Source organism: Flavobacterium sp. GNP001, from assembly GCF_054343775.1.
Genome location: NZ_JBTGUX010000001.1, coordinates 2,782,292 through 2,809,166, shown reverse-complemented (window position 1 = coordinate 2,809,166; position 26,875 = coordinate 2,782,292). Strand labels below are relative to the sequence as shown.

General features: G+C 36.3%; 22 protein-coding genes and 1 tRNA gene. 17 read left to right on the top strand and 6 right to left on the bottom strand.

Going from position 1 to position 26,875, the window contains the following annotated elements:
• Positions 1–62 precede the first annotated feature (62 nt).
• The gene (locus tag ACXX8U_RS11990) at positions 63–1,355 is read right to left on the bottom strand and encodes an aminopeptidase P family protein (RefSeq protein WP_458566039.1); all 1,293 of its coding nucleotides are present in this window, start codon (positions 1,353–1,355) and stop codon (positions 63–65) included.
• A 204-nt stretch (positions 1,356–1,559) separates the two neighbouring features.
• On the opposite strand from ACXX8U_RS11990, the gene ACXX8U_RS11985 reads away from it, so the two are divergent.
• Both ACXX8U_RS11985 and ACXX8U_RS11980 read left to right on the top strand, forming a co-directional pair.
• Positions 1,560–4,397 carry a WD40/YVTN/BNR-like repeat-containing protein gene (locus ACXX8U_RS11985; RefSeq protein ID WP_458566038.1) on the top strand — a complete coding sequence of 946 codons (2,838 nt, stop codon included), beginning with the start codon at positions 1,560–1,562 and terminating at the stop codon, positions 4,395–4,397.
• Positions 4,398–4,819: 422 nt separating this feature from the next.
• Positions 4,820–5,287, top strand: a complete 468-nt coding sequence (locus ACXX8U_RS11980) for a hypothetical protein (RefSeq protein ID WP_458566037.1) — start codon at positions 4,820–4,822, stop codon at positions 5,285–5,287.
• 109 nt (positions 5,288–5,396) lie between these two features.
• Here ACXX8U_RS11980 and ACXX8U_RS11975 read toward each other — a convergent pair whose 3' ends face one another.
• Complete coding sequence (locus ACXX8U_RS11975; protein ID WP_458566036.1) at positions 5,397–6,758, bottom strand: hydroxymethylglutaryl-CoA synthase family protein; 1,362 nt, start codon at positions 6,756–6,758, stop codon at positions 5,397–5,399.
• A gap of 368 nt (positions 6,759–7,126) precedes the next feature.
• Here ACXX8U_RS11975 and ACXX8U_RS11970 point away from each other — a divergent pair, with 368 nt between their 5' ends.
• The 4 genes from ACXX8U_RS11970 to ACXX8U_RS11955 all read left to right on the top strand — a co-directional run bounded on the left by ACXX8U_RS11970 (position 7,127) and on the right by ACXX8U_RS11955 (position 11,654).
• Positions 7,127–7,792 carry a succinate dehydrogenase cytochrome b subunit gene (locus ACXX8U_RS11970; protein WP_458566035.1) on the top strand — a complete coding sequence of 222 codons (666 nt, stop codon included), beginning with the start codon at positions 7,127–7,129 and terminating at the stop codon, positions 7,790–7,792.
• 13 nt (positions 7,793–7,805) lie between these two features.
• Entirely contained in the window at positions 7,806–9,806 is a 2,001-nt protein-coding gene (locus ACXX8U_RS11965) for a fumarate reductase/succinate dehydrogenase flavoprotein subunit (protein WP_458566034.1), read from the top strand.
• Positions 9,807–9,875: 69 nt separating this feature from the next.
• Positions 9,876–10,622, top strand: a complete 747-nt coding sequence (locus tag ACXX8U_RS11960) for a succinate dehydrogenase/fumarate reductase iron-sulfur subunit (protein WP_458566033.1) — start codon at positions 9,876–9,878, stop codon at positions 10,620–10,622.
• 267 nt (positions 10,623–10,889) lie between these two features.
• Positions 10,890–11,654 carry an amidohydrolase gene (locus tag ACXX8U_RS11955; protein ID WP_458566032.1) on the top strand — a complete coding sequence of 255 codons (765 nt, stop codon included), beginning with the start codon at positions 10,890–10,892 and terminating at the stop codon, positions 11,652–11,654.
• A 7-nt stretch (positions 11,655–11,661) separates the two neighbouring features.
• Here the strand turns inward: ACXX8U_RS11955 and ACXX8U_RS11950 are convergent, their stop codons facing one another.
• Complete coding sequence (locus ACXX8U_RS11950; RefSeq protein ID WP_458566031.1) at positions 11,662–13,314, bottom strand: Ig-like domain-containing domain; 1,653 nt, start codon at positions 13,312–13,314, stop codon at positions 11,662–11,664.
• Between the two features lie 202 nt (positions 13,315–13,516).
• On the opposite strand from ACXX8U_RS11950, the gene mce reads away from it, so the two are divergent.
• The 3 genes from mce to ACXX8U_RS11935 all read left to right on the top strand — a co-directional run bounded on the left by mce (position 13,517) and on the right by ACXX8U_RS11935 (position 14,487).
• Positions 13,517–13,918, top strand: coding sequence for a methylmalonyl-CoA epimerase (mce, locus tag ACXX8U_RS11945; protein ID WP_458566030.1), 402 nt, complete (start codon positions 13,517–13,519; stop codon positions 13,916–13,918).
• Positions 13,919–14,057: 139 nt separating this feature from the next.
• Positions 14,058–14,131: transfer RNA gene (locus ACXX8U_RS11940), tRNA-Ile, on the top strand.
• Between the two features lie 146 nt (positions 14,132–14,277).
• Complete coding sequence (locus tag ACXX8U_RS11935) at positions 14,278–14,487, top strand: Fjoh_0651 family PID-CTERM protein (RefSeq protein WP_505307834.1); 210 nt, start codon at positions 14,278–14,280, stop codon at positions 14,485–14,487.
• A gap of 22 nt (positions 14,488–14,509) precedes the next feature.
• On the opposite strand, the gene ACXX8U_RS11930 is transcribed toward ACXX8U_RS11935, so the two are convergent.
• Positions 14,510–15,097 carry a riboflavin synthase gene (locus ACXX8U_RS11930; RefSeq protein WP_458566028.1) on the bottom strand — a complete coding sequence of 196 codons (588 nt, stop codon included), beginning with the start codon at positions 15,095–15,097 and terminating at the stop codon, positions 14,510–14,512.
• Between the two features lie 58 nt (positions 15,098–15,155).
• Here ACXX8U_RS11930 and pdxA point away from each other — a divergent pair, with 58 nt between their 5' ends.
• The 8 genes from pdxA (at position 15,156) to ACXX8U_RS11890 (ending at position 22,285) form a co-directional block, all read left to right on the top strand.
• Positions 15,156–16,199, top strand: coding sequence for a 4-hydroxythreonine-4-phosphate dehydrogenase PdxA (gene pdxA, locus ACXX8U_RS11925; RefSeq protein ID WP_458566027.1), 1,044 nt, complete (start codon positions 15,156–15,158; stop codon positions 16,197–16,199).
• Between the two features lie 102 nt (positions 16,200–16,301).
• The gene (locus tag ACXX8U_RS11920; RefSeq protein WP_210788074.1) at positions 16,302–16,844 is read left to right on the top strand and encodes a YceD family protein; all 543 of its coding nucleotides are present in this window, start codon (positions 16,302–16,304) and stop codon (positions 16,842–16,844) included.
• Between the two features lie 9 nt (positions 16,845–16,853).
• On the top strand, positions 16,854–17,048 hold the full coding sequence (gene rpmF, locus ACXX8U_RS11915; protein WP_133532440.1) for a 50S ribosomal protein L32: 195 nt from the start codon (positions 16,854–16,856) through the stop codon (positions 17,046–17,048).
• Positions 17,049–17,218: 170 nt separating this feature from the next.
• Positions 17,219–18,217, top strand: a complete 999-nt coding sequence (locus tag ACXX8U_RS11910; RefSeq protein ID WP_458566026.1) for a beta-ketoacyl-ACP synthase III — start codon at positions 17,219–17,221, stop codon at positions 18,215–18,217.
• A 23-nt stretch (positions 18,218–18,240) separates the two neighbouring features.
• Complete coding sequence (accB, locus tag ACXX8U_RS11905) at positions 18,241–18,720, top strand: acetyl-CoA carboxylase biotin carboxyl carrier protein (RefSeq protein WP_458566025.1); 480 nt, start codon at positions 18,241–18,243, stop codon at positions 18,718–18,720.
• Between the two features lie 98 nt (positions 18,721–18,818).
• Positions 18,819–20,165: an acetyl-CoA carboxylase biotin carboxylase subunit gene (gene accC / locus ACXX8U_RS11900; protein ID WP_166132843.1), complete on the top strand. Its 1,347-nt coding sequence runs from the start codon at positions 18,819–18,821 to the stop codon at positions 20,163–20,165.
• Positions 20,166–20,429: 264 nt separating this feature from the next.
• A complete protein-coding gene (locus tag ACXX8U_RS11895) occupies positions 20,430–20,726 on the top strand; it encodes a hypothetical protein (RefSeq protein WP_458566024.1) in 297 nt (98 codons plus the stop codon).
• A 212-nt stretch (positions 20,727–20,938) separates the two neighbouring features.
• Positions 20,939–22,285: a sigma-54-dependent transcriptional regulator gene (locus ACXX8U_RS11890; RefSeq protein ID WP_458566023.1), complete on the top strand. Its 1,347-nt coding sequence runs from the start codon at positions 20,939–20,941 to the stop codon at positions 22,283–22,285.
• Here ACXX8U_RS11890 and ACXX8U_RS11885 read toward each other — a convergent pair.
• Together ACXX8U_RS11885 and ACXX8U_RS11880 are read right to left on the bottom strand one after the other, a co-directional pair.
• Positions 22,278–24,713 (bottom strand): ATP-binding protein, encoded by a 2,436-nt coding sequence (locus ACXX8U_RS11885; protein ID WP_458566022.1) that lies wholly within the window; start codon positions 24,711–24,713, stop codon positions 22,278–22,280. The two genes, ACXX8U_RS11890 and ACXX8U_RS11885, sit on opposite strands and share 8 nt — an antisense overlap.
• A 105-nt stretch (positions 24,714–24,818) precedes the next feature.
• Positions 24,819–26,720: a S9 family peptidase gene (locus ACXX8U_RS11880; protein WP_458566021.1), complete on the bottom strand. Its 1,902-nt coding sequence runs from the start codon at positions 26,718–26,720 to the stop codon at positions 24,819–24,821.
• Positions 26,721–26,875 lie beyond the last annotated feature (155 nt).

Genomic DNA, 26,875 nt, shown 5'->3' with positions numbered 1-26,875 from the left:
GGTGCTCCTAAAAAAAAACAGCCTAGAAAACTAGACTGCTTTTGGTTGGGTGTTTTGCTATTTTAAGCGTTCATGAGGTCTTCAATTTCTTCGACTTCGATAGGAATGTTGCGCATCATGTTGAAAGGTTCGCCGCTTTCTTGAACGATGATGTTGTCCTCAAGGCGAATTCCGAAACCTTCGGCAGGAATATAAATTCCAGGCTCTACGGTAAATACCATGTTGGCTTGCATTGGCTCGGTCAAAATACCATAATCATGCGTGTCTAGTCCCATGTGGTGCGAGGTTCCGTGCATGAAATATTTTTTGTAAGCGGGCCAATCGGGGTTTTCGTTTTGCACATCGGCTTTGTCAATAAGTCCTAAACCTAATAATTCTGAGGTCATGATTTTCCCCACTTCGATATGGTATTGTTTCCAAAGTGTGCCAGTAGTTAACATTTTTGTAGCTTCGTTTTTTACACGAAGTACGGCGTTGTAAACCTCTTTTTGACGGCTGGTATAGCGACCAGAAACGGGAATTGTACGCGTCATGTCACTAGAATAATTAGCATATTCAGCAGCTACATCAAGCAATATCAAGTCGCCTGCCTTGCACTGTTGGTTGTTTTCAATATAGTGTAGAACATTAGCATTGTTACCCGATGCGATGATAGGCGTGTAGGCAAAACCACGAGAGCGGTTGCGGATGAATTCGTGAATTAATTCGGCTTCGATTTCGTATTCAGTAACATTAGGTTTTACAAAAGGCAACAATCGTCTGAAACCAAGTTCGGTGATGTTACAGGCTTTTTGAATTAAATCTAATTCTTCGCTTTCTTTAACAGAACGAAGGCGTTGTAGGATTGGGTTGCTTTTGGCAACGGCGTGTGCAGGATATTTTTCTTTCCACCATTTTACAAAGCGGGCTTCGCGGGTTTCGGTTTCTACGGTAGCACGGTAATGTTCGTTGGTGTTTATGTAAATGGTTTCGGCATGCGTCATCATTTCGAACAATACTTTTTCAAAATCTTGCAACCAATACACGGTTTTGATTCCAGTTACTTCGTAAGCACGTTCTTTGGTTAATTTTTCCCCTTCCCAAATAGCAATGTGCTCGCTGGTTTCTTTCAAGAAAACCATTTCGCGTTGGTGTTCATAAGGCGCGTCAGGGAACAACAGTAAAATACTTTCCTCTTGGTCTACACCACTCAAATAAAAGATGTCACGGTGTTGTGCAAAAGGCAAGGTACTATCAGCCGATACAGGGTAAATATCATTTGAATTAAAAACAGCAATACTTTTTGGCTTCATTTGCGCCATGAATTTCGCTCTGTTTTTTACAAATAAATCGCGGTCAATTTGATGGTATTTCATGAGTTGGGTTTTGTTTTTTTATGGGTGTAAAATGTAATTAGAATAACTTATTTGTCTCATTAATTTAAAACAATTGAGTGCTATTCTAGATTTTTTATTGATTATTCAAAAATACTAACTTTGATAGAAACGGGTGTTAATTAGAGTATAAAATTTTTTGGTACGTGTATTTATCCTTAAATTTCGGCATCAAAAATCAATCCTATGAAAAAAAGAATACTCCTAACCGCGTTTATTGTACAAACTGTAGCCTCTGCGCAGGTCTCTGCTGAGGCGGTTCAAAACAGTTTAGTGGCTAAGAAACAACTGCAAGAACAATCGCTTTTTCAGAGTCTAAATTTACAAAATGTAGGTCCAACCGTTATGAGCGGGCGTGTAGTTGATGTAGATGTAAATCCTGAAAACCCTACCGAATTTTATGTAGGTTATGCTTCAGGAGGTTTGTGGTATAGCAATAATAACGGAATGAGTTTTGTGCCGGTTATGGATAGTGCGCCTACGCAAAATGTAGGTGATATTGCTATTGACTGGAAAAACGGAACGATTTGGGTAGGAACTGGAGAAGTGAATTCGTCGCGTTCCTCGTATGCGGGAATCGGAATTTTGCGTTCTGATGACAAAGGAAAAACTTGGAAGAATTTGGGATTAACCGATAGTCACCACATTAGCCGTATCGTTATCAACCCAGCGAATCCGAACGAAGTTGTGGTTGGAGTCGTAGGTCATTTGTACACAAAAAATGAAGAACGCGGTATTTATAAAACTACTGATGGTGGTAAAACTTGGAGTAAAACCCTTTTTGTGAACGATCAGACGGGAATTATTGATGTGGCTGTTTCGCCAAAGAACTTTAAAATACAATACGCAGCGGCTTGGACTAAAGACAGAAAAGCATGGGATTTTGTAGGTAGCGGTGCAGCATCTGGAATTTACAAAAGTGAAGATGCGGGAGCAACTTGGAAATTATATTCTGCAGCAAACAGCGGTTTCCCTACGGGCGAAGGTGTGGGTAGAATTGGGCTAGCAGTATATGATGATGCCACTGTGTATGCGGTTCTTGACAATCAGTATAAACGGCCTTTGGATAGTAAAAAAAGTACGGCCTTGCCAGCAGCTTTTTCACTGCCTGGCGATGAATTTTTGAAATTACCCAACAAAAGTTTGAATTCGATTTTGAAAAATTACGGATTAACTGAAAAATATAGAGCTGAAAACATCAAACATTGGGTTGAAAATGGATACGTGCAGCCTAGTGAAGCTGGAAAAGTAGTTCTAGCATCTATCAATAGTTTGGCTGATGCCGAAGTAATAGGTGCCGAAGTTTACAAATCAACTAACGGAGGAACAACGTGGACAAAAACAAATCAGAACTTTATTGATGATTTATTTTCGTCTTACGGTTATTATTTTGCCGCAATATCGGTAGATCCTTCTAATTCAAATAAAATTTACTTGTCTGGAGTTCCGGTAATCAAATCAGACGATGGTGGTAAAACCTTTACGAGTATTAGCGAAGAAAATGTACATTCTGATCATCACGTAGTTTGGGTAAATCCTGCTAAACCAGGTCATTTAATCAACGGAAATGATGGTGGATTGAATATTTCTTATGACGATGGTGCACATTGGTTCAAAGGAAACTCGCATGGCGTGAGTCAGTTTTATGCGGTAAATGTTGATGAGCAAGAGCCTTACAACATTTATGGCGGTATGCAAGACAATGGGGTTTGGGTAGGACCTAGCAATTATACTTTTTCTTCGGAGTGGTTACAAACCGGAAAGTATCCTTATGAAAGTTTAATGGGTGGCGATGGAATGCAAGTTCAAATAGACAAACGCAATCCGAATATTGTTTTTACGGGTTTCCAATTTGGAAATTACTACCGTATCGATCGCGCTACTGGCAAAAGAGAATATGTTTCGCCAAAGCCAAAAAAGGACGAGAAACCATTCCGTTTTAACTGGCAAACACCAATTTTGCTTTCGTCTCACAACCAAGATATCTTGTACATGGGGTCGAACTTTTTGCACCGTTCTATGAATCAAGGACAAACTTGGACTGCGATTTCACCTGACTTAACGCAAGGTTTTAAAGAAGGAAATGTAGCCTACGGAACGCTGGCTAGTATTAGCGAAAGTGCATTGCAGTTTGGTTTATTGTACACGGGTAGTGATGATGGCTTGATTCATGTTTCAAAAGATGGCGGTGTCAATTGGACAAAAATTTCAGCCAACTTACCTCAAAACTTATGGGTAACTCGCGTTGTAGCGTCCACTCATAAAAAAGAACGTGTTTATGCTACCTTAAACGGCTATCGTAATGATGATTTTACTACTTATGTTTATGTGTCTGATGATTATGGTCAAAATTGGACGAGTATTGCTAGCAACATTCCTACTAGTCCCGTAAATGCTATTGCAGAAGACTCGACAAACGAAAACGTATTGTATTTAGGAACTGACAATGGATTGTATGTATCTTTAAATCGTGGCAAAAACTGGGATGATTTTTCAAACGGAATGCCAGCGGTGGCAGTACATGATTTAGTGATTCAAAAGAAAGTAAAAGACTTGGTTGTGGGTACACACGGTCGTTCTATTTACAAAGTAAATGTAGATGCTGTTGGTCAATTAACAGATGAAGTATTAGCAAAAAACATCCATGTTTTGGAGCCAAAAAAGATAAGAAAATCAAGAGAATGGGGCAATAGCTGGAGTGTGTGGTCAAAACCTACTGATCCTAAAGCTGAGATTTGGTTCTATTCTAACTCTGATTCAGAGGTTGTAGTACAAATAGAAAACCCAAACAAGGAAGTGTTGCTTTCGCAAAAAGTTGCTGCCAAAAAAGGATTGAATAGGTACGTTTATGATTTAGCTGTACCGAAAGCAATTGCCGAAAAAGCGTTGGCTAAGGACAAAAAACTAAAATGGGAACCTGCCAAAACAGGAAAATACTATTTGCAACCTTCGGTTAATAAAGTGAGCATCCAAAAAGGAAAAGACAAAGAAGTTGTAAATCTTGAGGTTTATGAATCCAAATAAATCACTTTAGCACTAATACAAAAAGCACGATTCTATTAGAAATCGTGCTTTTTTTTGCTTGTTATTTTTAAGGATTTCAGTTTTAATTTAACTTGAATTGTGTGGACTTTTCTTTTATGTACAGTAACGAAAAGTAAACACCGAAGCCGTCGTTTTGAAAAGCATGATGAACTGTAGTTCCCATTTTTCTTGCTCTGTTATTATTTTATTGTTAATTTATTTCGAAAGGTAATTCTGAACATTAATTTGTATATCTTCGTAAGAATTAACCTTGTAAACCAAAACTAAATGAATAAAAAAATACCTATCAATTTTATTGTTAGTTGTTCTGACAATATCAAGAACACATACGATAACCCAACAGAAACTTACTTAGACGAATTATTTAATAACTGGCAAGACTAATTTAACAAAACTATATCATGAAAAAATTAATTATTTGGATACTAATACCATTTTGTTTTTGGTGTTGTGTAGTTGAAGATAGTAAAAACTATGATTATTCTATTTTTAATAATTCGGGTGTTACAGTGGTGATTGTACCTTATGGTCCCGATGGCTTAAGAGATTTGTCAAAAAAAGTTGTTCTTCCTAATAATGAAAAAATCAGAGTAAAAAGATATGTTACTTATCCAGCACCTGATTTTGTGGATATGGCAGAGGTAATAACTAGAGATAGAAATATTTTTTTAACTAAAATTGAGTTTGTTTTTAATCTAAGTAAAAAAACACTTTATTCCAGCTGTAAATTTACTCCTACTGGAGTGGAAGGATGCACAGAATCTAGAAATATTTTTAGGTCAGAGTTTAATGACGAGCAAACAGAAGTTTACACCATAACCCCCGAGGATTTTCAAAATGCACAAGATTGCGGTGGGAATTGTAATTAAAAATATAAAATACAAGATTTAGGTTGTAAAAAAAGGCTGTCTTCAAAAATTGAAGATAGCCTTTTTTATAATTAACTGGTATTGAAAATTCAATATCTTATAGCTTTTATTACTCCACCCATTTGTAATAACGAGCTCCCAATAGGTTAGGGTTTTCGCTCTCAATACGATCTAAAACCCATTCGTTTTTTGGGGTTTGTACGCTTAGGTGTTGTTCTTTTTTATGTAGTTTTTCGTAGGTTTCAAAATCAATTTCAAAACTCTTTTTGAGTGTTTCAAATAAGGCAACAGCTTGTAGTGCTTCTTTCCACTGATCTTCAATTGTTCCTTCAAAAACTTTTGATTTTGAGCCGCTTCCATAGGCCAGAAAGCCCATTTTTTCATTGGTAATTTCTTCGTTTGTGCCTAAAAAATGCGCTAAGGTTGATAGTAGTCCCATGAATATAGAGCCAGTATATAGGTTTCCAATTAATGAGGAAGCAATTTCAGCAGGCTGTAATTTCTCAGTCACAAAGGTTTTGTAGGTTTCTGATTTGCTAACTTCCTTGAGTTTATTCTGGTATTCTGTCGCATCTTCGAAACCAGAAAGATAAGTAGTTCCCTCATCTAGAGCGTAAATTTCAGATAACATTCTTCGGCCTTGAAAAGCATACGGCAAATGCATCACAATACTTTTCCAAGAGTTGTAAATAGTTTCGGAGCTGTTTTTTAATTTTTTGAAAGCAAAATAAGCACTGCGTGTGCGATCCATGTAGCATTGATTGGAATATTGCCCGTCAAAAACCGGTTGATCTTTATGGATTTCAATTTCGCTTTCTAAGTTATCAAACCAAACCTCATTATTGGTATTGTTTGTTATGGCTTCTTTAGTTACTGTTCTGTAGGGTTTAAAAAAATCAAAAACACCTTTGGTACTCACGCCCCAATTATTTTCAATACTCATAATTCTTGGGTTAGCAGTAATCAAAATAGCTACTGCTCCTGCGCCTTGAGTGTATTCGCCAGTCGAGTTGAGGTCGTATTTAGCAAAATCGGTAGTCACTACAATGGCTTTTTTGCTAGGGTTTAATGTTACAAAATCAATACAATTTTGCATAGCATCTACGCCGCCAATACAAGCAAAAGTGAAGTCAACTGCGTCACAATGTTCAAGAGTGTTTTCTCCAAATTTTTGCTCCATCAAGGCAACCAAAAATGAAGCAATAGGTTTTGAACTGTCAATACTGCTCTCTGTTCCTACGTAAATGCGAGCAATTTCATTTAAGTCGAGTTTTTGTTCCTCGATTAATTTTGTCAAAGCATTGGCGCCAAAAACCACGGTGTCTTGATGGGTGTCAGGCAAGGTCATTTTAAGAAGTCCCAAACCTTTTTCTAGTTTTTCAGGATCAATATTTCGGGCTTTTGCAAGTACCGCTATCGGTAAATGAATTTTTGCTACGTCAAAAGCGAGTGCGTCTATTCCTATTTTCATTGTGTTTTTTTTGGATATAAAATTAAAAATTAGCTTGGTAGCAACTTCTTTTTACAAAAACAAAAACGATAATATGCCAAATTTTTACGGATTTAAATTCGATTCTAAAGTAAAATTATAGATATCATAATTAATGTGATTTTTAATGAGGATAGCATCAATTTGGAAAAAGTCAGACTTTAGTATTTTTTGACTTTTGTTCAACTAATAAACACGATATTAGGGTCTTAAGTATTGGTTTATAGGAAATTAAACGAGAATCTGGCTTAACACTTTAAAATCATTATAAATTATAGCGAAAAGGTTGTAGTTCTTTTTCAATTGCCCTATTTTTGTATGATTTTTTAAATTAATTCACACTAAATCTTATGGCAAAATCTGCATTATTAAAGTCATCGATAGCAAAAAAAGTCGCTATGGCGCTTTCTGGACTTTTCTTAATTTTATTTTTAGCACAACATTTTTTTATAAACAGTACCTCGGTTTTTAGTCCTGATACTTTTAACTCTATTTCTCATTTTATGGGAAATAATCCATTGGTACAGTTTGTAATTCAGCCAATTCTTATTGTTGGTGTTATTTTTCACTTTATTATGGGTATCGTTTTAGACTTTCAGAACAAAAGTGCAAGACCTATCAAGTATGTAAAAAATAACGGTGCGGCTAGTTCATCGTGGGCATCAAGAAACATGATCGTTTCAGGTTTGGTAGTTTTAGCGTTCATTTTGTTGCATTTTTACGATTTTTGGGTTCCAGAAATGGTATACAAGTATGTTGATTTTCAGCCGCTTGACGAAACTCGTTATTTTGGTGAATTGCAACACAAATTTGTAGACCCTATTCGTACAGCCATTTACTGTGTTTCTTTTGTGTTGTTGTCGTTGCACTTATGGCACGGTTTCAATTCTTCGTTCCAATCAGTTGGATTTAACAACAAATACTCAAGAGCATTACATAAATTGGGATATGCGTTTGCAATTGTAGTTCCTTTCGGCTTTATTTTCATTGCATTATTTCATCATTTTAATCATTAATATTAAATTATAAATGGCTTTAGATTCAAAAATACCAAATGGTCCAATAGCGGACAAATGGACAAATTATAAAAATCACATCAATTTAGTTAACCCAGCGAACAAACGTAATATTGATATTATTGTTGTAGGTACTGGACTTGCGGGAGGATCTGCTGCTGCAACTTTAGCTGAATTAGGATATAACGTTAAAACTTTTTGCTTTCAAGATTCACCACGTCGTGCGCACTCTATCGCTGCACAAGGAGGTATCAACGCTGCAAAAAACTATCAAGGTGATGGTGACTCAACTTTCCGTTTGTTTTATGACACGGTAAAAGGAGGAGATTACCGCTCTAGAGAGGCAAACGTTCACAGACTTGCAGAAGTTTCTGTAAACATCATTGACCAATGTGTAATGCAAGGTGTGCCTTTGGCTCGTGAGTACGGTGGTTTGCTAGACAACCGTTCTTTTGGAGGAACGTTGGTGGCTAGAACTTTTTACGCAAAAGGACAAACAGGACAGCAGTTATTATTAGGAGCATATTCTGCAATGAACCGTCAAATTGGTCGTGGTAAGATTAAATCATACACACGTCACGAAATGCAAGATTTAGTTCTTGTTGACGGAAAAGCAAGAGGAATTATTGCTCGTAACTTGGTTACAGGAGGGCTGGAGCGTCACTCTGCACACGCAGTTGTAATTGCTTCTGGAGGATACGGAAACGTGTTTTTCTTGTCAACTTACGCTATGGGAAGTAACGCTACTGCAGCATGGAAAGTACACAAAAAAGGAGCTTTCTTTGCTAACCCTTGCTACACACAAATTCACCCAACTTGTATCCCAGTTTCTGGAGATCACCAGTCTAAATTGACTTTGATGTCTGAGTCATTACGTAACGACGGACGTATTTGGGTACCTGCAAAATTAGAGGATGCACAAGCTATTCGTGAAGGGAAATTGAAACCAACACAAATCGCTGAAGAAGATAGAGATTACTACTTAGAGCGTCGTTACCCTGCGTTTGGTAACTTAGTACCTAGAGATATCGCTTCGCGTGCTGCTAAAGAAAGATGTGATGCTGGTTTTGGTGTGAACAAAACAGGTGAGGCAGTTTACTTAGATTTTGCTGCAGCAATCGAGCGTTACGGAAAAGAACAAGCTTATGTTAAAGGTCTTGATGCTAATGACAAAGCGTTGGTAACAAAATTAGGAGCTGCTATCGTAGCTAATAAATACGGAAACTTATTCCAAATGTATGAGAAAATCGTTGACGAGGATCCGTACACAACTCCAATGATGATTTACCCAGCAGTACACTATACTATGGGTGGTATTTGGGTTGATTATAACTTACAAACTACAATTCCGGGATGTTTCAGTATTGGAGAAGCTAACTTCTCTGACCATGGAGCTAACCGTCTTGGAGCTTCTGCTTTAATGCAAGGTTTGGCTGATGGATACTTTGTATTACCATACACAATTGGTGATTACTTAGCACCAGACATTAAAACGGGTAAAATTCCAACTGATTTACCAGAGTTTGAAGAAGCTGAGAAAAACGTAAAAGCGCGTATTGATAAATTTATCAATAACAACGGTACACATTCTGTAGATTATTTCCATAAGAAATTAGGAAAAATCATGTGGAACAAAGTAGGTATGGCGCGTAACGCAAAAGGTTTGACTGAAGCTATTGAAGAAATTGCAGCTTTAAGAGAAGAGTTTTACAGAGATGTAAAAGTTCCTGGAGATGCATACAGTTTTAACCAAGAGCTTGATAAAGCTGGTCGTGTTGCTGATTTCCTTGAATTAGGAGAGCTTTTCGCTAAAGATGCATTGCACCGTAACGAATCTTGTGGAGGTCACTTCCGTGAAGAATACCAATCGGAAGATGGTGAAGCACAACGTGATGATGAAAATTTCGCTTACGTTGCCGCTTGGGAGTATGTTGGAAAGCCTAGTGAAGCTATCTTACACAAAGAGCCGCTAGTGTACGAAAATGTTAAACTAGTAACGCGTAGTTATAAATAGGAATCTGTCCTAGAGTTAAAAATGGTTTGAAATCCACTTTAGCTCTCTGACTTTCAAACGAAAGAAAATATGAAACTTACATTAAAAATATGGCGTCAAGCCAACGCCAAAGCAGAAGGTAAAATTGTTGAGTATCCGTTAGATGGTATCGAAGAGGACATGTCTTTCCTTGAAATGCTTGACGTTTTAAACGAAGGTTTAATCAACAAAGGAGAATTACCAGTATCTTTTGACCACGATTGTCGTGAAGGAATTTGTGGTTCTTGCTCTTTGTATATCAACGGTGAAGCTCACGGTCCAGACAGACGTGTACCAACTTGTCAATTGCACATGAGAATGTTCAAAGACGGTGATACCATTTTTATCGAGCCTTTTAGAGCGAAAGCTTTTCCAGTAATCAAAGATTTAGTTGTTGACAGAAGTGCTTTTGACAGAATTCAACACGCAGGTGGTTTCGTTTCAGTAAATACTTCAGGTAAACCAACAGATGCTAATGCAATTTTGATTCCTAAACACGATGCTGACAGGGCTTTTGATGCTGCAACTTGTATTGGTTGTGGAGCTTGTGTTGCAAGTTGTAAAAACTCATCGGCAATGTTGTTCGTGTCTGCTAAAGTATCTCAATATGCTTTGTTGCCACAAGGTAAAGTTGAGGCTGCTGATCGTGTATTGAACATGGTTGCACAAATGGATGCCGAAGGTTTTGGTAACTGTACCAATACTGGTGCGTGTGAAGTAGAGTGTCCAAAAGGAATTTCTCTAGAGAACATCGCTCGTATGAACAGAGAATACTTATCTGCTAGTTTAAAAGGATAATTTATCCCCAATAATAGTTTAAAAAACGCATTCGAATAACTCGAATGCGTTTTTTGTTTTTACGAGGTGCCCTTGTTTCGGCAAAAAAAGCCTCAACTCGGTCGGGCTATTCGCTACAATCTTTTACTTCATTGCATTTCATAAAAGGATTTTCGCTGCTATCCCTCACCCAAAATAAGCTTTTTACTAAGAAATCATCTTTAAAAGATAAACCTGTCATCTTTCAAATAAATCCTTTTTTTTTATCTTTAGCCAAAACAAAAACCAATGCAAGTAAGCTTTATTCAATCGCCCCTAGTTTGGGAGAACCCACAAGCCAATCGTGACTATTTTACAGATGCAATAGCAGCTGTACCAGTAGAAACCAACTTAATTGTACTGCCTGAAATGTTTACCTCGGGATTTACTATGAATCCGCAAGCCGTTGCCGAAAGCATGCAGGGAGAAACGATTCAATGGTTGCAACTTTTGGCGCAAAGCCGAAATTGTGCCATCACAGGAAGCTTGGTTATTACAGAGGGCGATCAATATTATAACCGTTTGGTGTTTGTATATCCGTCAGGTGTAATTCAATCGTATGATAAAAAGCATTTATTTACCCTGTCTGGAGAGCACGAGGTATATACTGCTGGAACTGATAAAGTGGTTGTAGAGTACATGGGTTGGAGAATTTGTCCTTTTATTTGCTACGATCTCAGATTTCCTATTTTCTCACGAAACAATGTCAATTATGATTTGCTGTTGTATGTGGCAAGTTGGCCCAAAACAAGAACCAATGCTTGGGATATTTTGCTCCAAGCACGTGCTGTTGAAAATATGTGTTACGCTATTGGAGTAAACCGTATTGGCACAGATGCAAATGGTTACGAATACATCGGGCACTCACAAGCAATCGATTTTCTTGGTCACACATTAGTGGCCTCGAATGAGGCTGAGGGTGTTTTTACAACGATTTTGGATAAAGATGCCTTATTGGAAACTCGTCAAAAACTCAACTTCTTGAATGATCAAGACGCTTTTCATTTGCTTTAAAGCAAATTTATTTCTTTTTCTTTATTTCTTTTTTTGGTTCAGGAATGTAGGGTAAGCTTAAATCAAAGGTTTGGTTAACATCCCAATTTGTTCTGATTTCAATTATTTTTGATAGGTAGATTACCTCTTCTGCTTGTCGTTTTTCTAAAAAGGAACCTGAGTCCCATTCTTTATTTGCGTTGGTATCGTATATGGCGCGTAAAGAGTATAGTGCTGGTTCTAGAAGGTTGAAGTTAATCGTATTGGCCTCAGTTGTGTATTCTGTGGCTAGCACTTCTCCTTTTTCGTTTGTAAGTTCAATAAGTACCGGATATGATTTTGCATTTTGTAATTGAACAATAAGATTTCCGTAATCAGCTGCAGAACGAGTCGTTATCTTAAAACTTAAAGAGTCATTTTTTTGGTCAAAATAATCAGTTACCGCATTCGGAAGTAAGGATATAGTGTAGTTTTCTTGTTCTTCCTTTTTGAAATCTAGAAATAATTTTTGCTCAAATTCATCGTAATAACTTGTAAAGGGAACTATTGTACGGGATTTGTTAATGATGCTAATTTTACTGCCGTTCACTGTGGTTAAAGGCGTGTTGCTTTCAAATCCAAAGCGTTCTCTGAATTTTAAATCGTTCGTTTGTAATGGTGACAGTCGTAGGGTGTCCTTCTTTTGATCTTTTATTTTAAAACTGAAATTTGCTTTATACGTGCCTTTGGTCACAGCTAGTTGTAAGGAATCTGCTTTTAATGGTTTGTACCAAATTTGTAGCGAATCTTTTTTGGGGAATTTAGTCACCATGCTTTCAAGAGCTACGCTGTTGTTTCTTAAAGTAAGCATCGGTAAATCTTTTTTCGATTTAATCTTCCCTTCATGTCCCAACAATAAACGATTGCCAGAGGCTTGAACAGGTTTAAAACTTTTAAACGGAAGTGCTTCTTTGAATATTTCTAATTCATACAAGGTGTCGTTAGGTACAGTTATAAATTTGTTGATGAAGCCAATTTTGTCTGTTTTTGGATTGTATTTATTATTGCTATTTGCGTCTTTAACAGCAACCAAAAGGTATTTTCCTGCTTTTAAGTTTTCGAATTTAAAACTTTTTAAACTGTCAAGAGTATTGGTTACGTAGCGTGGGGCTTCTTTATACACGATGGAGTCTGTGTATTTTTCATTTGCATCATAAAGCATTACTGATACAAATGGTTCTACTTTTTTGTCAATTGCGCTTTTTACGATGCCGCTCAATTGTAAAGAATCAATATATGAGCCAGTAGAAAAAACATATTTGAACTGATTCAACGGATTTCCTTCGTTATTATCGGCTATACTTTGCCCGAAATTAAAGCTATAAGTTGTATTGGGTTGTAACGTATCTTTAATTTTAATTGTAATGGTTTTACTAGCCGTTGTGGGCAAAATTAGCGGGTCGTTTTTCATTGGCGGAGACACGATCAACTGTTTTGAAAGGTTTTTCAATTTGATATTTTCGTCAAACACCAATTTGATTTCATTTCCTTTAAATTCAGTTTTAAAATTTTCAGGAAAACTTACTTTTAGTACGGGAGCAATAGTGTCTTTTAGCCCACCAGTTATGGAGCCGCGTTTGGCGCATCCAATGATTATAAAAAGTGATAAAAGACTAATATACCTCCAATTGATTTTAAACATGTTTGCTCGAATTTTAAAATACAAAATAACAATTATAATTCTTGCAACCGAAATTTTTATACAATTATTGTGAGCTTATAGTTTACAATTGAGATTTATAAAAATCACTAAAAAAAATGGGTACACATTCCCTAAATTTGTCGCCAGTAGCACGCCTTGTATAGGTAAGTGTTTCTTTCATTCTAATTAGTAAAAATTAATCATGAGAAAAATTGAACATATAGGTATTGCAGTTAAGGATTTAGAGGTTTCCAACTTAGTTTTTGAAAAATTATTTGGGGCCCCAGCCTACAAATTTGAAGAGGTGTTAAGTGAAGGTGTTACAACTTCATTCTTTCAAAGCGGACCAAACAAAATTGAATTATTAGCGGCTACGCATGCGGATAGTCCCATTGCAAAATTTATTGAGAAAAAAGGTGAAGGTATTCATCACATTGCCTTTGATGTGGAAGATATTGTTGCTGAGATTTCCCGATTAAAAAACGAGGGTTTTGTGGTGTTGAATGAAACTCCTAAAAAGGGAGCTGATAATAAATGGGTAGCTTTTTTACATCCCAAAAGCACCAACGGTGTACTAATTGAATTATGTCAAGAAATAAAATAATTAAAATGTAAGACTACTAGCTTGCTAGTAGTCAAGTAGTTTTAAATACTTGTGTTTGTGTTATTGTTTATTATTAAAAACAAGCGCAAAAATATTTGGAGCAAATGAAAAATAATGGTAATATTGCAAGCTCTAAACCGGTCCTATAGCTCAGCTGGTTAGAGCACCTGACTCATAATCAGGTGGTCCCTGGTTCGAGCCCAGGTGGGACCACTGTAAAAACCTCCAAATTTAATTTGGAGGTTTTTTTTTAAACCAAACAGAGGTATTCTTCGTAAATGAGGTGGAACGATTAAAAAAAGAGTATTAAAAACTTAATAGATTTTTTTTTATCGTAAAAATTGTTATTTTTGGGCATTATGGAAGGTAAGGTAAATAAATTTTATTTTTTAATTTTAATAGTAGCAAGTTTTAGTGCTGCTGTTGCGCAGCCTTTGATTCCTCCTCCGCCACCTGGTGAGCCCGAGCCAGTTTTATCTGTGAGCCAGTATTTGGATTATATAGCTTTAATTGCCGTATTTTTTGGAATGTATATTTTATATCATCATAGAAAAAACAAAACCCTTTAGTCTCCTAAAGGGTTTTGTTTTTTTAATTTGCCTGGTGTAAGCGAGCAACATATTTGCCAATTACATCAAACTCTAGGTTTACTTTAGTTCCAATTTCAAAACTTTTAAAATTGGTGTGCTCATAGGTATACGGAATAATGGCAACGCTAAACTGATTTCTTTTCGAGTTTACAACGGTTAAACTCACTCCGTTTACAGTAATTGATCCTTTTTCTATAGTTAGATTATTCAATGTAGGGTCGTATTCAAAGCTGTATTTCCAGCTACCATTCGTTTCTTCTGCCTCTATACAAGTTCCAACTTGATCAACGTGCCCTTGTACAATATGGCCATCAAGACGATCTCCTAATTTCATAGCGCGCTCCAGATTAACTAAGTCACCTATGGTCCAGGTGGATAAATTAGTTTTCTGTAACGTTTCATCAATTGCGGTAACCGTGTAACTATTGTCGTTAATAGCAACTACGGTCAAACAAACGCCATTATGAGCAACACTTTGGTCGATTTTTAGTTCGTTCGTTATAGCGGCTTCAATAGTGATGTGTACGTTTGAGTTTTCTTTTTCTATTTCTTGGATGGTTCCAAGTGTTTCTATGATTCCTGTAAACATTTCTTATTTTAATTTACTAAATTTGTCCTTCAAAATTAGCAATAAATAACGGTAAGTCATGGTGAAAAAAGCAGAAAATATATTGGTAGGAATTTCTATTGGAGATTTAAACGGTATTGGAAGCGAGGTGGTGTTAAAAACATTCGAAGATGCTCGTATGTTGGAGTTGTGCACGCCAATTATTTTTGCTAATGTGAAGTTGTTATCATTTGTTAAAAAATCATTTCAATCAACTACTACTTTGCACGGTATCGATAAGTTAGATCAAGCAATTCCTGGAAAAATTAATGTGCTCAATGTTTGGAAGGAAGGGGTAGATGTTCGTTTAGGTCAGTCCGATGAGAAAGCAGGTGAATATGCCATAAAATCCTTTATAGCGGCTACTGAAGCTTTAAAAGAGGGTGCTATTGATGTTATGGTAACTGCGCCGATAAATAAATACAACATACAATCGGAAGCATTTCAATTTCCGGGTCATACCGATTATTTGAATCAAGAGTTTGAAGGTGACGCCTTAATGTTGATGGTGCAAGATAATTTGCGAGTGGGTTTACTCACTGATCATATACCATTGAGTGAAGTTGCGGCGCATTTGACAGAGGAATTAATTGTAAAAAAAATTGAAACTATTAAACGAACATTGATTCAGGATTTTAGTATCAATAAACCAAAAATAGCAGTCTTAGGGTTGAATCCGCATTGTGGAGATGGAGGTGTGATAGGTAACGAAGACGATGCTATTTTAAAACCTGCGCTACGCAAATTGTTTGACAAAGGAACATTAGTTTTTGGACCATTCCCAGCAGATGGTTTTTTTGGGAGTAATCAATATGAAAAGTACGATGCGATCATTGCAACTTATCACGATCAAGGCCTAATTCCATTTAAAACTTTATCGTTTGGTAAAGGAGTTAATTTTACTGCAGGTTTACATAAAATTAGAACTTCACCTGATCACGGGACGGCTTATGATATTGCAGGTAAAGGCATTGCTGACTATAACTCTTTTAAAGAGGCTGTATATTTGGCTATCGATATATTTCATTCTAGAAATCAGTATGCAGAAATTAGTGCAAAACCACTTAGAATAAAAGAAAAGTAGTTGTCAACAAAAAAAAGTGAATAACATTATTAGATTTGCAATAAATTTATATCTTTGCACTCCCGTACTGAAAGCTCAGTTAAGGCTCAAATTGCTGTTGAAATGAAGAACACAAAAGAATTTTTAATACCTTTTATAGGATTAAAGCTAGGGAAACATCATTTTGAATATCAAATCAGTAATGCGTTCTTTGAAATCTTTGATTATGATGAATATCAAAATTCAGATATCAAAGTAAATGTGGTTTTAGATAAGAAAAGCACGCTTTTAGAGTTGAATTTTAAACATAAAGGAACCGTTAACGTTCCTTGCGATTTGACAGGAGAAGATTTTGATTTGCCAATCAAAGGCAAAATGAAATTGATTGTTCGTTTTGGAGAAGAATTCAATAACGACAATGAAGAATTATTGATTTTGCCACACGGAGAATTTGAGGTAAATATTGCACAATACATATATGAAATGATTGTATTGTCAGTTCCCTTTAAACGTGTGCACCCAGGAATAAAAGATGGAAGTTTAAATACTGAAGCCTTGACCAAGCTCAATGAGCTAAGCATAAACGAAGAAAAAGAAGAATACAACGAAGAAGAAAATATTGACCCACGTTGGGACAAATTAAAGAAACTATTAACGGATAAATAATATAGTAAAATGGCACATCCAAAGAGAAAAATCTCGAAAACAAGAAGAGATAAGAGAAGAACACATTACAAAGCTACTGCAGCACAAATAGCTACTTGTCCTATTACAGGTGAGGCGCACTTATACCACAGAGCATACTGGCACGAAGGTAAAATGTACTACAGAGGGCAAGTTGTTATAGATAAATCTGTAGCTGTTGCTTAATACATTTTAGCAAATGATATTCGAACTCTCACATCGTGAGAGTTTTTTTGTTGGTTAAAATTTTCATTAATTATCAGGTTCTATATCAAGTAGATGGAAATTTTTTCGTAATTTTCGAGTCTTTTAAAAAAAATCAAATGGCAACATTTGGCCAGTAATAAATGCATAAAATGAATACAATCACAGCCGCAATAACCGCTGTTGGAGCCTATGTTCCTGACTTTGTTTTGAGTAACAAAGTATTAGAAACCATGGTTGACACCAATGATGAATGGATTACTTCTCGTACTGGAATTAAGGAAAGAAGAATCTTAAAAGATGCTGATAAAGGAACCTCTTTTTTGGCTATTAAAGCAGCTCAAGATTTATTAGCCAAAGCTAATTTGGATCCTCTTGAAATTGACATGGTAATCATGGCTACCGCAACACCTGATATGCCTGTGGCTTCTACAGGAGTATTTGTAGCAACTCAAATTGGCGCAACAAATGCTTTTGCCTATGATTTGCAAGCCGCTTGCTCAAGCTTTTTGTACGGGATGTCAACAGCTGCAGCGTACATACAATCAGGTAGGTACAAAAAAATACTTTTAATTGGGGCTGATAAAATGTCTTCAATCGTAGATTATACGGATAGAGCAACTTGTATTATTTTTGGTGATGGTGCAGGAGCAGTTTTATTTGAACCTAATCATGATGGACTTGGATTACAAGACGAGTACCTGCGAAGTGATGGAGTAGGAAGAGATTTCTTAAAAATCGATGCAGGTGGATCAATCACTCCAACTTCTCTTGAAACGGTAAGAGATAACAAGCACAGTATTTTTCAAGACGGGAAAACAGTTTTCAAGTATGCAGTGACAAATATGGCTGATGCTAGTGAATTAATTTTACAAAGAAATAATTTGACTAATCAGGATGTATCTTGGTTAGTGCCACATCAAGCTAACAAACGTATCATTGATGCAACGGCTAATAGAATGAATCTCGAGGAGTCTAAAGTATTAATGAATATTGAAAAATACGGTAACACAACTTCTGCCACTTTGCCATTAGTGTTGCATGATTTTGAACATTTACTTAAAAAAGGAGATAATATAATATTTGCTGCTTTTGGTGGTGGATTCACTTGGGGATCTATTTATCTAAAATGGGCTTACGACAAAAAATAAATTTAAACTAAAAACAAATAATCATGGATTTAAAAGAAATTCAAAATCTAATCAAATTTGTAGCAAATTCTGGTGTTGCAGAAGTTAAATTAGAAATGGATGATGTAAAAATCACTATTAGAACTACTCTAGAAGGTAATGTAACTGAGACTACTTACGTACAGCAAATGCCAGCTCAAGCTGCACTTCCGCAAGCTGTAGCTCCAGTACAAATGGCCCCTGCGGCAGTTCCTGCAGAAGCTCCAGCGGCTGAAAATGCAAATTATGTGACTATTAAGTCGCCAATTATTGGAACTTTCTACAGAAAACCATCTCCAGATAAACCAATGTTTGTTGAAGTAGGAAAATCAATTGCCAAAGGTGATGTATTGTGCGTAATCGAAGCAATGAAATTATTTAACGAAATCGAGTCTGAGATTTCTGGTAAAATTGTAAAAGTATTGGTAGACGATATGTCGCCAGTAGAATTTGATCAACCATTATTCTTAGTAGATCCGTCATAAGAAATTATAAATTATAAATTACAAATTTTGAATGATGAGTTTTCGTTATTTGAAATAATTTAAAATTTAAAATTCAACATTTAAAATCTCAAAAAAAGATGTTTAAAAAAATATTAATTGCAAATAGAGGCGAAATTGCATTACGTGTTATCAGAACATGTAAAGAAATGGGCATTAAAACAGTTGCTGTTTACTCTACTGCTGATGCGGAAAGTCTTCATGTAAAATTTGCTGATGAAGCAGTTTGCATCGGGCCAGCGCCAAGCAACTTGTCCTATTTGAAGATGTCTAATATTATCGCTGCCGCAGAAATTACGAATGCTGATGCGATTCATCCAGGATACGGTTTCTTGTCTGAGAACGCTAAATTTTCAAAAATTTGCCAAGAGCACGGTATTAAATTTATTGGGGCTTCTCCTGAAATGATTGACAGAATGGGTGATAAAGCTTCGGCAAAAGCAACCATGATTGAAGCAGGAGTTCCTTGCGTACCAGGTTCGGTAGGTATTTTGGAGTCTTACGAGCAAGCCTTAGGCTTAGCAAGAGAGTTCGGATTTCCAGTAATGCTAAAAGCTACTGCTGGAGGTGGAGGAAAAGGAATGCGTGCCGTTTGGAAAGAAGAAGATTTATTGAAAGCATGGGAAAGTGCTCGTCAAGAATCAGCTGCTGCGTTTGGAAATGACGGAATGTATCTTGAAAAATTAATCGAGGAGCCGCGTCATATCGAAATTCAAGTAGTAGGTGATGCTTACGGTAAAGCGTGTCACCTTTCTGAAAGAGATTGTTCTGTACAAAGACGTCACCAAAAATTAACCGAAGAAACTCCTTCGCCATTCATGACTGACGAATTGCGTACAAAAATGGGAGAAGCAGCTGTAAAAGCAGCCGAATTCATTAAGTATGAAGGTGCTGGAACGGTTGAATTCTTGGTAGATAAGCACCGTAATTTCTACTTCATGGAAATGAATACACGTATTCAAGTGGAGCATCCAATTACAGAGCAGGTTATTGATTACGATTTAATTAGAGAGCAAATTTTAGTTGCAGCTGGTGTGCCAATTTCTGGTAAAAACTACTTACCTCAATTACACGCTATCGAGTGTCGTATCAATGCTGAGGATCCGTACAATGATTTCCGTCCTTCTCCAGGAAAAATTACTACATTACACATGCCAGGAGGTCACGGTGTACGTTTAGATACACACGTGTATTCAGGATATACAATTCCACCAAATTACGACTCTATGATTGCTAAGTTAATTACAACAGCGCAAACTCGTGAAGAGGCTATCAGTAAAATGAGAAGAGCTTTAGATGAATTCGTGATTGAGGGAATTAAAACAACAATTCCGTTCCACAGACAATTGATGGATGAGCCAGCATACATTGCGGGTGATTATACCACAGCGTTTATGGACACATTCAAAATGAATGCTCCAGAATAATTCTAAAGATAATTATATTCTAAACCTTGCAGCAATGCAAGGTTTTTTTTTGCTTTTACTTTAATAAACGACTCTAATTTGGGTAAATTTTACTCAGTTGTCTACAGATTTTACCCATAAATTCCTTAGGTTGACAATTTAGTATTTTTTTAAACATCTTAAAATGTGTTATTTATGGATAGGGCAGGTTGCTTTTTAGAATTGGTATAATTTTTCCATTATACCAAACATAAAACGTTATTAACTAACTTAAATATAACTATTATGAAAAAGTACATTTTATCAGCAGCGATTGTTTTAGGAAGTTTTGCAACTCAAGCAGCAAACACAGTAGAAGTAAACCCAGCTAGTAAATCAGTTGTTTTACAAGAAGAGTACACTGAGGTGAAATTAGAAGAAGTACCAACTGCCATAAAAGAGGCACTTAAAAAGGCATATCCAGATGCAGTTTTAGATAAAGCTTATATTAATGCAAATAAAGAGTACAAATTAGAAATCACCGTGGGTGACAAAAGAGGAAATTTATTTGCAGATGCAAATGGTAAATGGATTGAAAAATAAGATCATAAAGATCGCAATGAAATGATAATGTCAGAGACCAGAAAGCTACTGTTCACACGGATGCTCATGGCGACTAGATAGATACATAATTAGGTGGTTTTTTTATTTTTTAAAAAGAGAGATTGTATATGTATAATCTCTCTTTTTTTATTTAAAAAACGGACTAATAACAGCAAAAATAGCTGTATTTTAGCAGTAAAGTAAATAATGCAATGGCTAGAATATTATTGATCGAGGACGACGTACCTTTTTGCAAAATTCTTGAGAAATTTTTGATAAAAAAATCATTTGAAGTAGTAACAGCTTTTTCAGCAGCCGAGGGCAAAAGCAGCCTAAAATCTGTTGATTTTGATTTGGTTATCTCTGATTTGCGATTGCCAGATTATGATGGCCTTTTGCTTTTGTCTGAAATAAAATCAGATTTTCCTAACCTGCCCGTTTTACTCATGACCGGCTATGCTGATGTAAATACTGCGGTAAAAGCGATCAAAAATGGCGCTACAGATTACATTTCAAAACCTTTTAATCCTGAAGAAGTTTTAATAGTAATTGCAAATGCGTTAGCTCAAGAGCCTTCTGATGAAACAGTGTTGTCCAGCGTTCCGACTAAACCTAAAAAACAAGTTCAAAGCACTCCTTCAACAACCTTCGTAAAAGGAATTTCAAAAGCTTCTCAAAAATTAGCTGAGTATATTCAGCTCGTGAGTCCAACTAATATGTCAGTGCTTATCATTGGCGAAAGCGGAACGGGTAAAGAGGTTATTGCTAAAAGTATTCACCAAAACAGTACCCGAAAAGATACTCCTTTTATTGCCGTCGACTGCGGTTCAATACCGAAAGAATTGGCTGCGAGTGAATTTTTTGGACATGTAAAAGGTTCTTTTACCGGCGCTATTCATGATAAGGTTGGTTTTTTTGAAGCTGCTAATAACGGAACTGTTTTTCTAGACGAAATTGGGAATTTATCATATGAGAATCAAATTCAATTGTTGCGCGCCTTACAAGAACGCAAGATAAAACCTGTTGGTAGCAACAAGGAGATAGCGGTTGATATTCGCATCATTACAGCTACAAATGAAGATTTAAGAGAGGTCGTTAAAAAAGGAGATTTCCGAGAGGATTTGTACCACAGAATTAATGAATTCTCGATTCATTCGCCATCTTTGGTAGAGCGAAATGAAGATTTGATGCTTTTTGCCGATTTTTTCCTCGAAAAAGCCAATCAAGAATTACAAAAAGACGTTTTAGGATTTTCTCCTGAAGTTATTTCTATTTTTCAAAAATACAAGTGGCCAGGAAATTTAAGAGAACTGCAAAACTGTATTAAGCGTGCGACTTTGTTAACGCAGGGTGACTTGGTACAAAAGGAAGCATTGCCTGCTGAGTTTTTTCAAGAGGATGCCACCATCAACGCAGATTTTTCCTTATCGGAAAACGAAAAAGAAACCATTCTTGAAGCGCTTGCAAGAACCAATCAAAATAAAACAGAGGCTGCCAAATTGCTTCAAATCAACAGGAAAACATTATACAATAAGTTGAAGTTGTACAATATCAATTAATTTCTTTTTTGAGTAAAACAAACAGAGCGTTCATTTTTATGCTCAATTCATTTGCCAAGGCAACTGCATCTATTGAATCATAGGATTCTCTTTCTAATTGATCCAAAATCGTGCTGCTGTGGTGCGCTTTTATTTGCTTGAACATCGGACTCATTTTATGCGCGATGTTTTGCACTTCAGCCGCATTTTTGTTTTCTATCGCGTAATTCAAAAGGGCTACATTTTCTATTGAACTTGTCATAAAATTTTCAAGAATTTCTCGTAATTCATCGTCCTGATCTGGTAAAAAAGCTCTTAATTCTTTTAACGAAAACAGTTTTGTAACTGTTTTTTCTCTCGCTTTTTTGGTTGATGTTGTAGGTATTTCACGCTGATTTAAAATAGCGCTTATGGTTTTAAGTAAAATTTTAGGTGTGTATGGCTTGTAAATTACAGTACTAAAACCAGCATCAAGATAGTAGCTTTTATCCAAGTCATTGCGTCCTGTTACGGCAATAGTAGGTTGCTTTTTGGAATTATATTCGGTACTTTTTTGAACACTTCGCAGTAGTTCAAATCCATCCATAACGGGCATTTGTATGTCGGTAATTATAAAGTCGTAACTGTGCTGCTCCATCCACAGTAGGGCTGCATTGGCTTCTTGAAAAGGAAAAACGATATAGTTATTGTTTCTTAAAACCTCGGTTGTTAGTTGTAATAAATTGCAGTCATCGTCTATTAAAACACCTATTTTCTTATCACCTGATATTTCTATTTTGTCTTCAGTATTTTCAGTTAACACCGGAGCAAATAGTAGCGGCAACGTAATTGTAAATGTGCTGCCCTGACCAAGTGTGCTATTTAGCTGTAAATCGCCTCCGAGAATTGCTGCCATTTTTTTAGAAATGGTTAGTCCAAGACCTGTTCCTCCGTACTTTTTTTCGATTTGGTCATTGGCTTGTGTGAATTCTTCAAAAATGATTTCCTGATTTTCTGTCGCAATTCCTATTCCGCTATCTGCAACTGAAATGCGAATGTTTTCAAGCGCTTCATCAACTTGTGCCGAAATTTTGATGGTTCCTTTTTCAGTAAACTTATATGCGTTTCCTATCAGGTTGGTTAAAATTTGACGCAAGCGAAATGGATCACTTAAAATAGGTTGTTGCAATTTTGGGTCAATCTCGAGTTTCAATTCGATATCTTTTTGTGCGTAAATGGCTTGAACGCTTACTGCTACTTCTTGAATGTTTTTAGAAAGTGAAAACGGAATTTTTTCGATGGTAATTTTTCCTGCCTCGATTTGAGTAAAATCAAGTAAATCTTGTACTAATTGCGCAATATAATCGGAGGAACCTTTGATGTTTTTGGCAAAATGAATTTGCTTGTTGCTGAGTTCAGAATTACTTAATAATTCAGAATAGCCCATGATGGTACTCAAAGGTGTTTTTAAATCATGGCTCACGGTAGCAATCAGTTGTTCTCTGCTGCGAAGTAATTTTTTGGCCTTAAGGTTGGCTGCTTCGAGCTGCTTTTTATACAATTGCGATTTAGAGAAATCATTCAAAATTGCAATTAAAAATGCCATGGTTAAGATCAAACCAATAATAGCAGCGCTGGTTACAATTCGATTGGTTTTTTGTAAAGAGGCTTCTCTTTTTAAATAATTGCTTGCTGAGCTGCGAATAATTTCTTTTTCGATACTGCCCAAAACTTGACGCAATTGATCTGAAATTGACAATTCATTTTGCAGTAATTTTTTTTCCTCGGCACTTACTAACTTTTTCTTGGTACTCGTTTTAGTTTGTACTTGATTCAAAAGCTTTTTGGATACACTTACAATTGAATCAGATTCTTTCTTGCTTAATGTATTTGTACTATCGTCAGGAATATTTTGATTGAGATACGCTACATATTTTTTCAACACATTACGCTCGTAATCTCCCATTTTATTCGGATTTTGTACAAAATCTTCTAATTGCAACTTACGCAATGACGATTGCATTTTGGTTAAGTCGGTAATGGCAGTGCTTACGGCTTGTTCGTCTTCTGATTTACTTTTAATCGCTTTTAACTTCAGGATATTTTTGGTTTTTTTAGCTATTAGTACCTGAACACTGTCTAGTAATTTAATTTGCTTAGGTGTATTTACAGCTTTTTTTAGCGAATCAATTGCGGCGGTTAGCGCATTGGTTTGTTTCAAATAGTTGTTGTAATCGCCATTTTGGCCTGATTGTACCGCAGCACGACCCATACTTTCTGTTTTGTATAAATCAGCAAGTACATTACTAACTTGTAAAACGGCACTATTATTTGAGGAAGGATTGTTATCTATTGTTGAAAAACGCTGGTTTTCTAGGTACAAAAACCAAGCTACGCTACCAAATAATAGTATCAAAAGGAGATAGCCTAGGAGCACTTTAACAGGGATGTAGTTTAATTTGAAATCCATTCTTCAAAGTTAAAAATTAGTACACACTTTTAAGTTAAGATATTCCAAATAGTGAGTTGTTTATAAAAAATAACCCCACAAAAAGTGAGGTTATAGTCATCTGATTTATAAAGTTTCCTTCAGCCATTTAAAAAATTCGTACTGCCAGACTTGTGCATTTTGTGGTTTCAGTACCCAATGATTTTCTTCGGGAAAATACAAAAATCTACTTTTAATACCACGCAGTTGTGCAGCCTGAAACGCTTCTTGACCTTGGCCAGTTGGCACTCTAAAATCTTTTCCACCTTGAATAATCAAAATAGGGGCATTCCATTTGTCAACAAAATTGATCGGATTAAAAGTTGTGTATGCTTTTTGCGCTACAGCATTATTTTTATCCCAATACGGCCCTCCAAAATCCCAATTCGTAAAAAACACTTCCTCAGTGGTGCCGTACATGCTTTGGGTGTTAAAAATACCATCGTGAGCAATAAAAGTTTTGAAACGGTTGTTGTGAATTCCTGCCAAGTAAAAAGCCGAATAACCGCCATAACTAGCACCCACACAACCTAAACGCGTTTTGTCTACATAACCTTCTTTAGCCACATCATCAATTGCTGCTAGGTAATCATCCATTACTTGACCACCCCAATCGGTACTAATTTTTTCATTCCACTCTACGCCATGTCCTTGCATTCCGCGACGGTTTGGTGCTACAACAATGTAGCCGTTTGCAGCCATTAATTGCAAATTCCATCGGTAGGAATAAAATTGTGTCAAGGCAGATTGTGGTCCGCCTTGGCAATACAATAAAGTTGGGTATTTTTTTGAGGCATCAAAATTAGGTGGCAATACAACCCAAACAAGCATTTTTTTGCCATCTGTTGTAGTAACATATCTTTTTTCGACCGTACTTAATTGTAATGATTTGTATGTAGCAGTGTTAACTTCCGTAAGTTGTTGCCAAGTTTTTTTCTTGAAATGATACGAGAAGAGTTCTGCTGCATGATTCATATCTGTTCTTGAGACTACTATTGTCTCTCCAATTACTCCAACCAAATCATTTACATCAAAAGCGCCGCTTGTAATTTGACGTACCGTGATGGCAATACGCGTAACGCCCGGAAAGTTGACTTCAAAAAGTTGTTTGGTTCCATCAACTGCAGCTGTGAAATATACTTTGCTGCCATCCGGACTCCACATAAAACTATCTACGCTACCGTCCCAATTGGCAGTTAAGTTCATTTTGGCACCATTAAAAAGAACGATAATGTCATTTTTATCCGCCTCATAACCATCGCGTTTCATTTGTAAATAGGTCAAATGTCCTTTTGGTGAAAATTGTGGTGCGGTATCGTAACCTTTATTTTCGGCAGTTAAATTGGTGGTTAATCCTGTTTCTAAATTGTATTCAAACAAATTAGTATCGGTAGAAATAGCGTAATTAGTACCTGCTTTTTTCTTGCTAACGTACACAATACGCTTGCTATCTGGCGACCAAATATAATCTTCATCGCCACCAAAAGGTTTTTGAGGGCTATCAAAATTTTCGCCTTTCATGATATCAATTCCCGTTGCGCCTTCTTTGTTTTCTTTGTAAAAAACATGGTTGTAGCTGCCTTCGTTCCAACTGTCCCAATGACGGTAATTCAAACCATCATAAATTTGTACGTCAGAATTTTGCAAAGCGGGATAAAAATCTTTTCCATGAACATTTTCAATCTTTACGGCTTCGTCATAAACGATGTATTGGCCGTTTGGCGAAATGTTTTTGTTGGGTAAAATTGCTGTTGTCGACTTTAATTCCACGGCAGTGCCACCACTTACAGGAATGGTGTATCGCTTGCTAACGGATTTGTTGGAAGCTACATCAGGAGTGCTCACTTGGTAAACTATGTTTTTACCATCTTTTGATAAGCCTAATGGAGTTACGCGGCCCAATTTCCAGAGCAATTCAGGTGTCATTACATTTTGTGCCATAGTATTTAAACTCAACATTAATAAAGGGAGAAACAGTATTTTTTTCATTCGAACAATTATTTTTGGATGCTAAAATTAGCCATTTTTTTTCGATTGAAGATGCTTCATCAGCTGTTTCTATTGGGTTTTTAAACTAGTTTGGCTGAATAAATTGGTGTTCAATGTGTTACTTTTTTGCAGTAAAGCTCCAGATAAAGATTAAT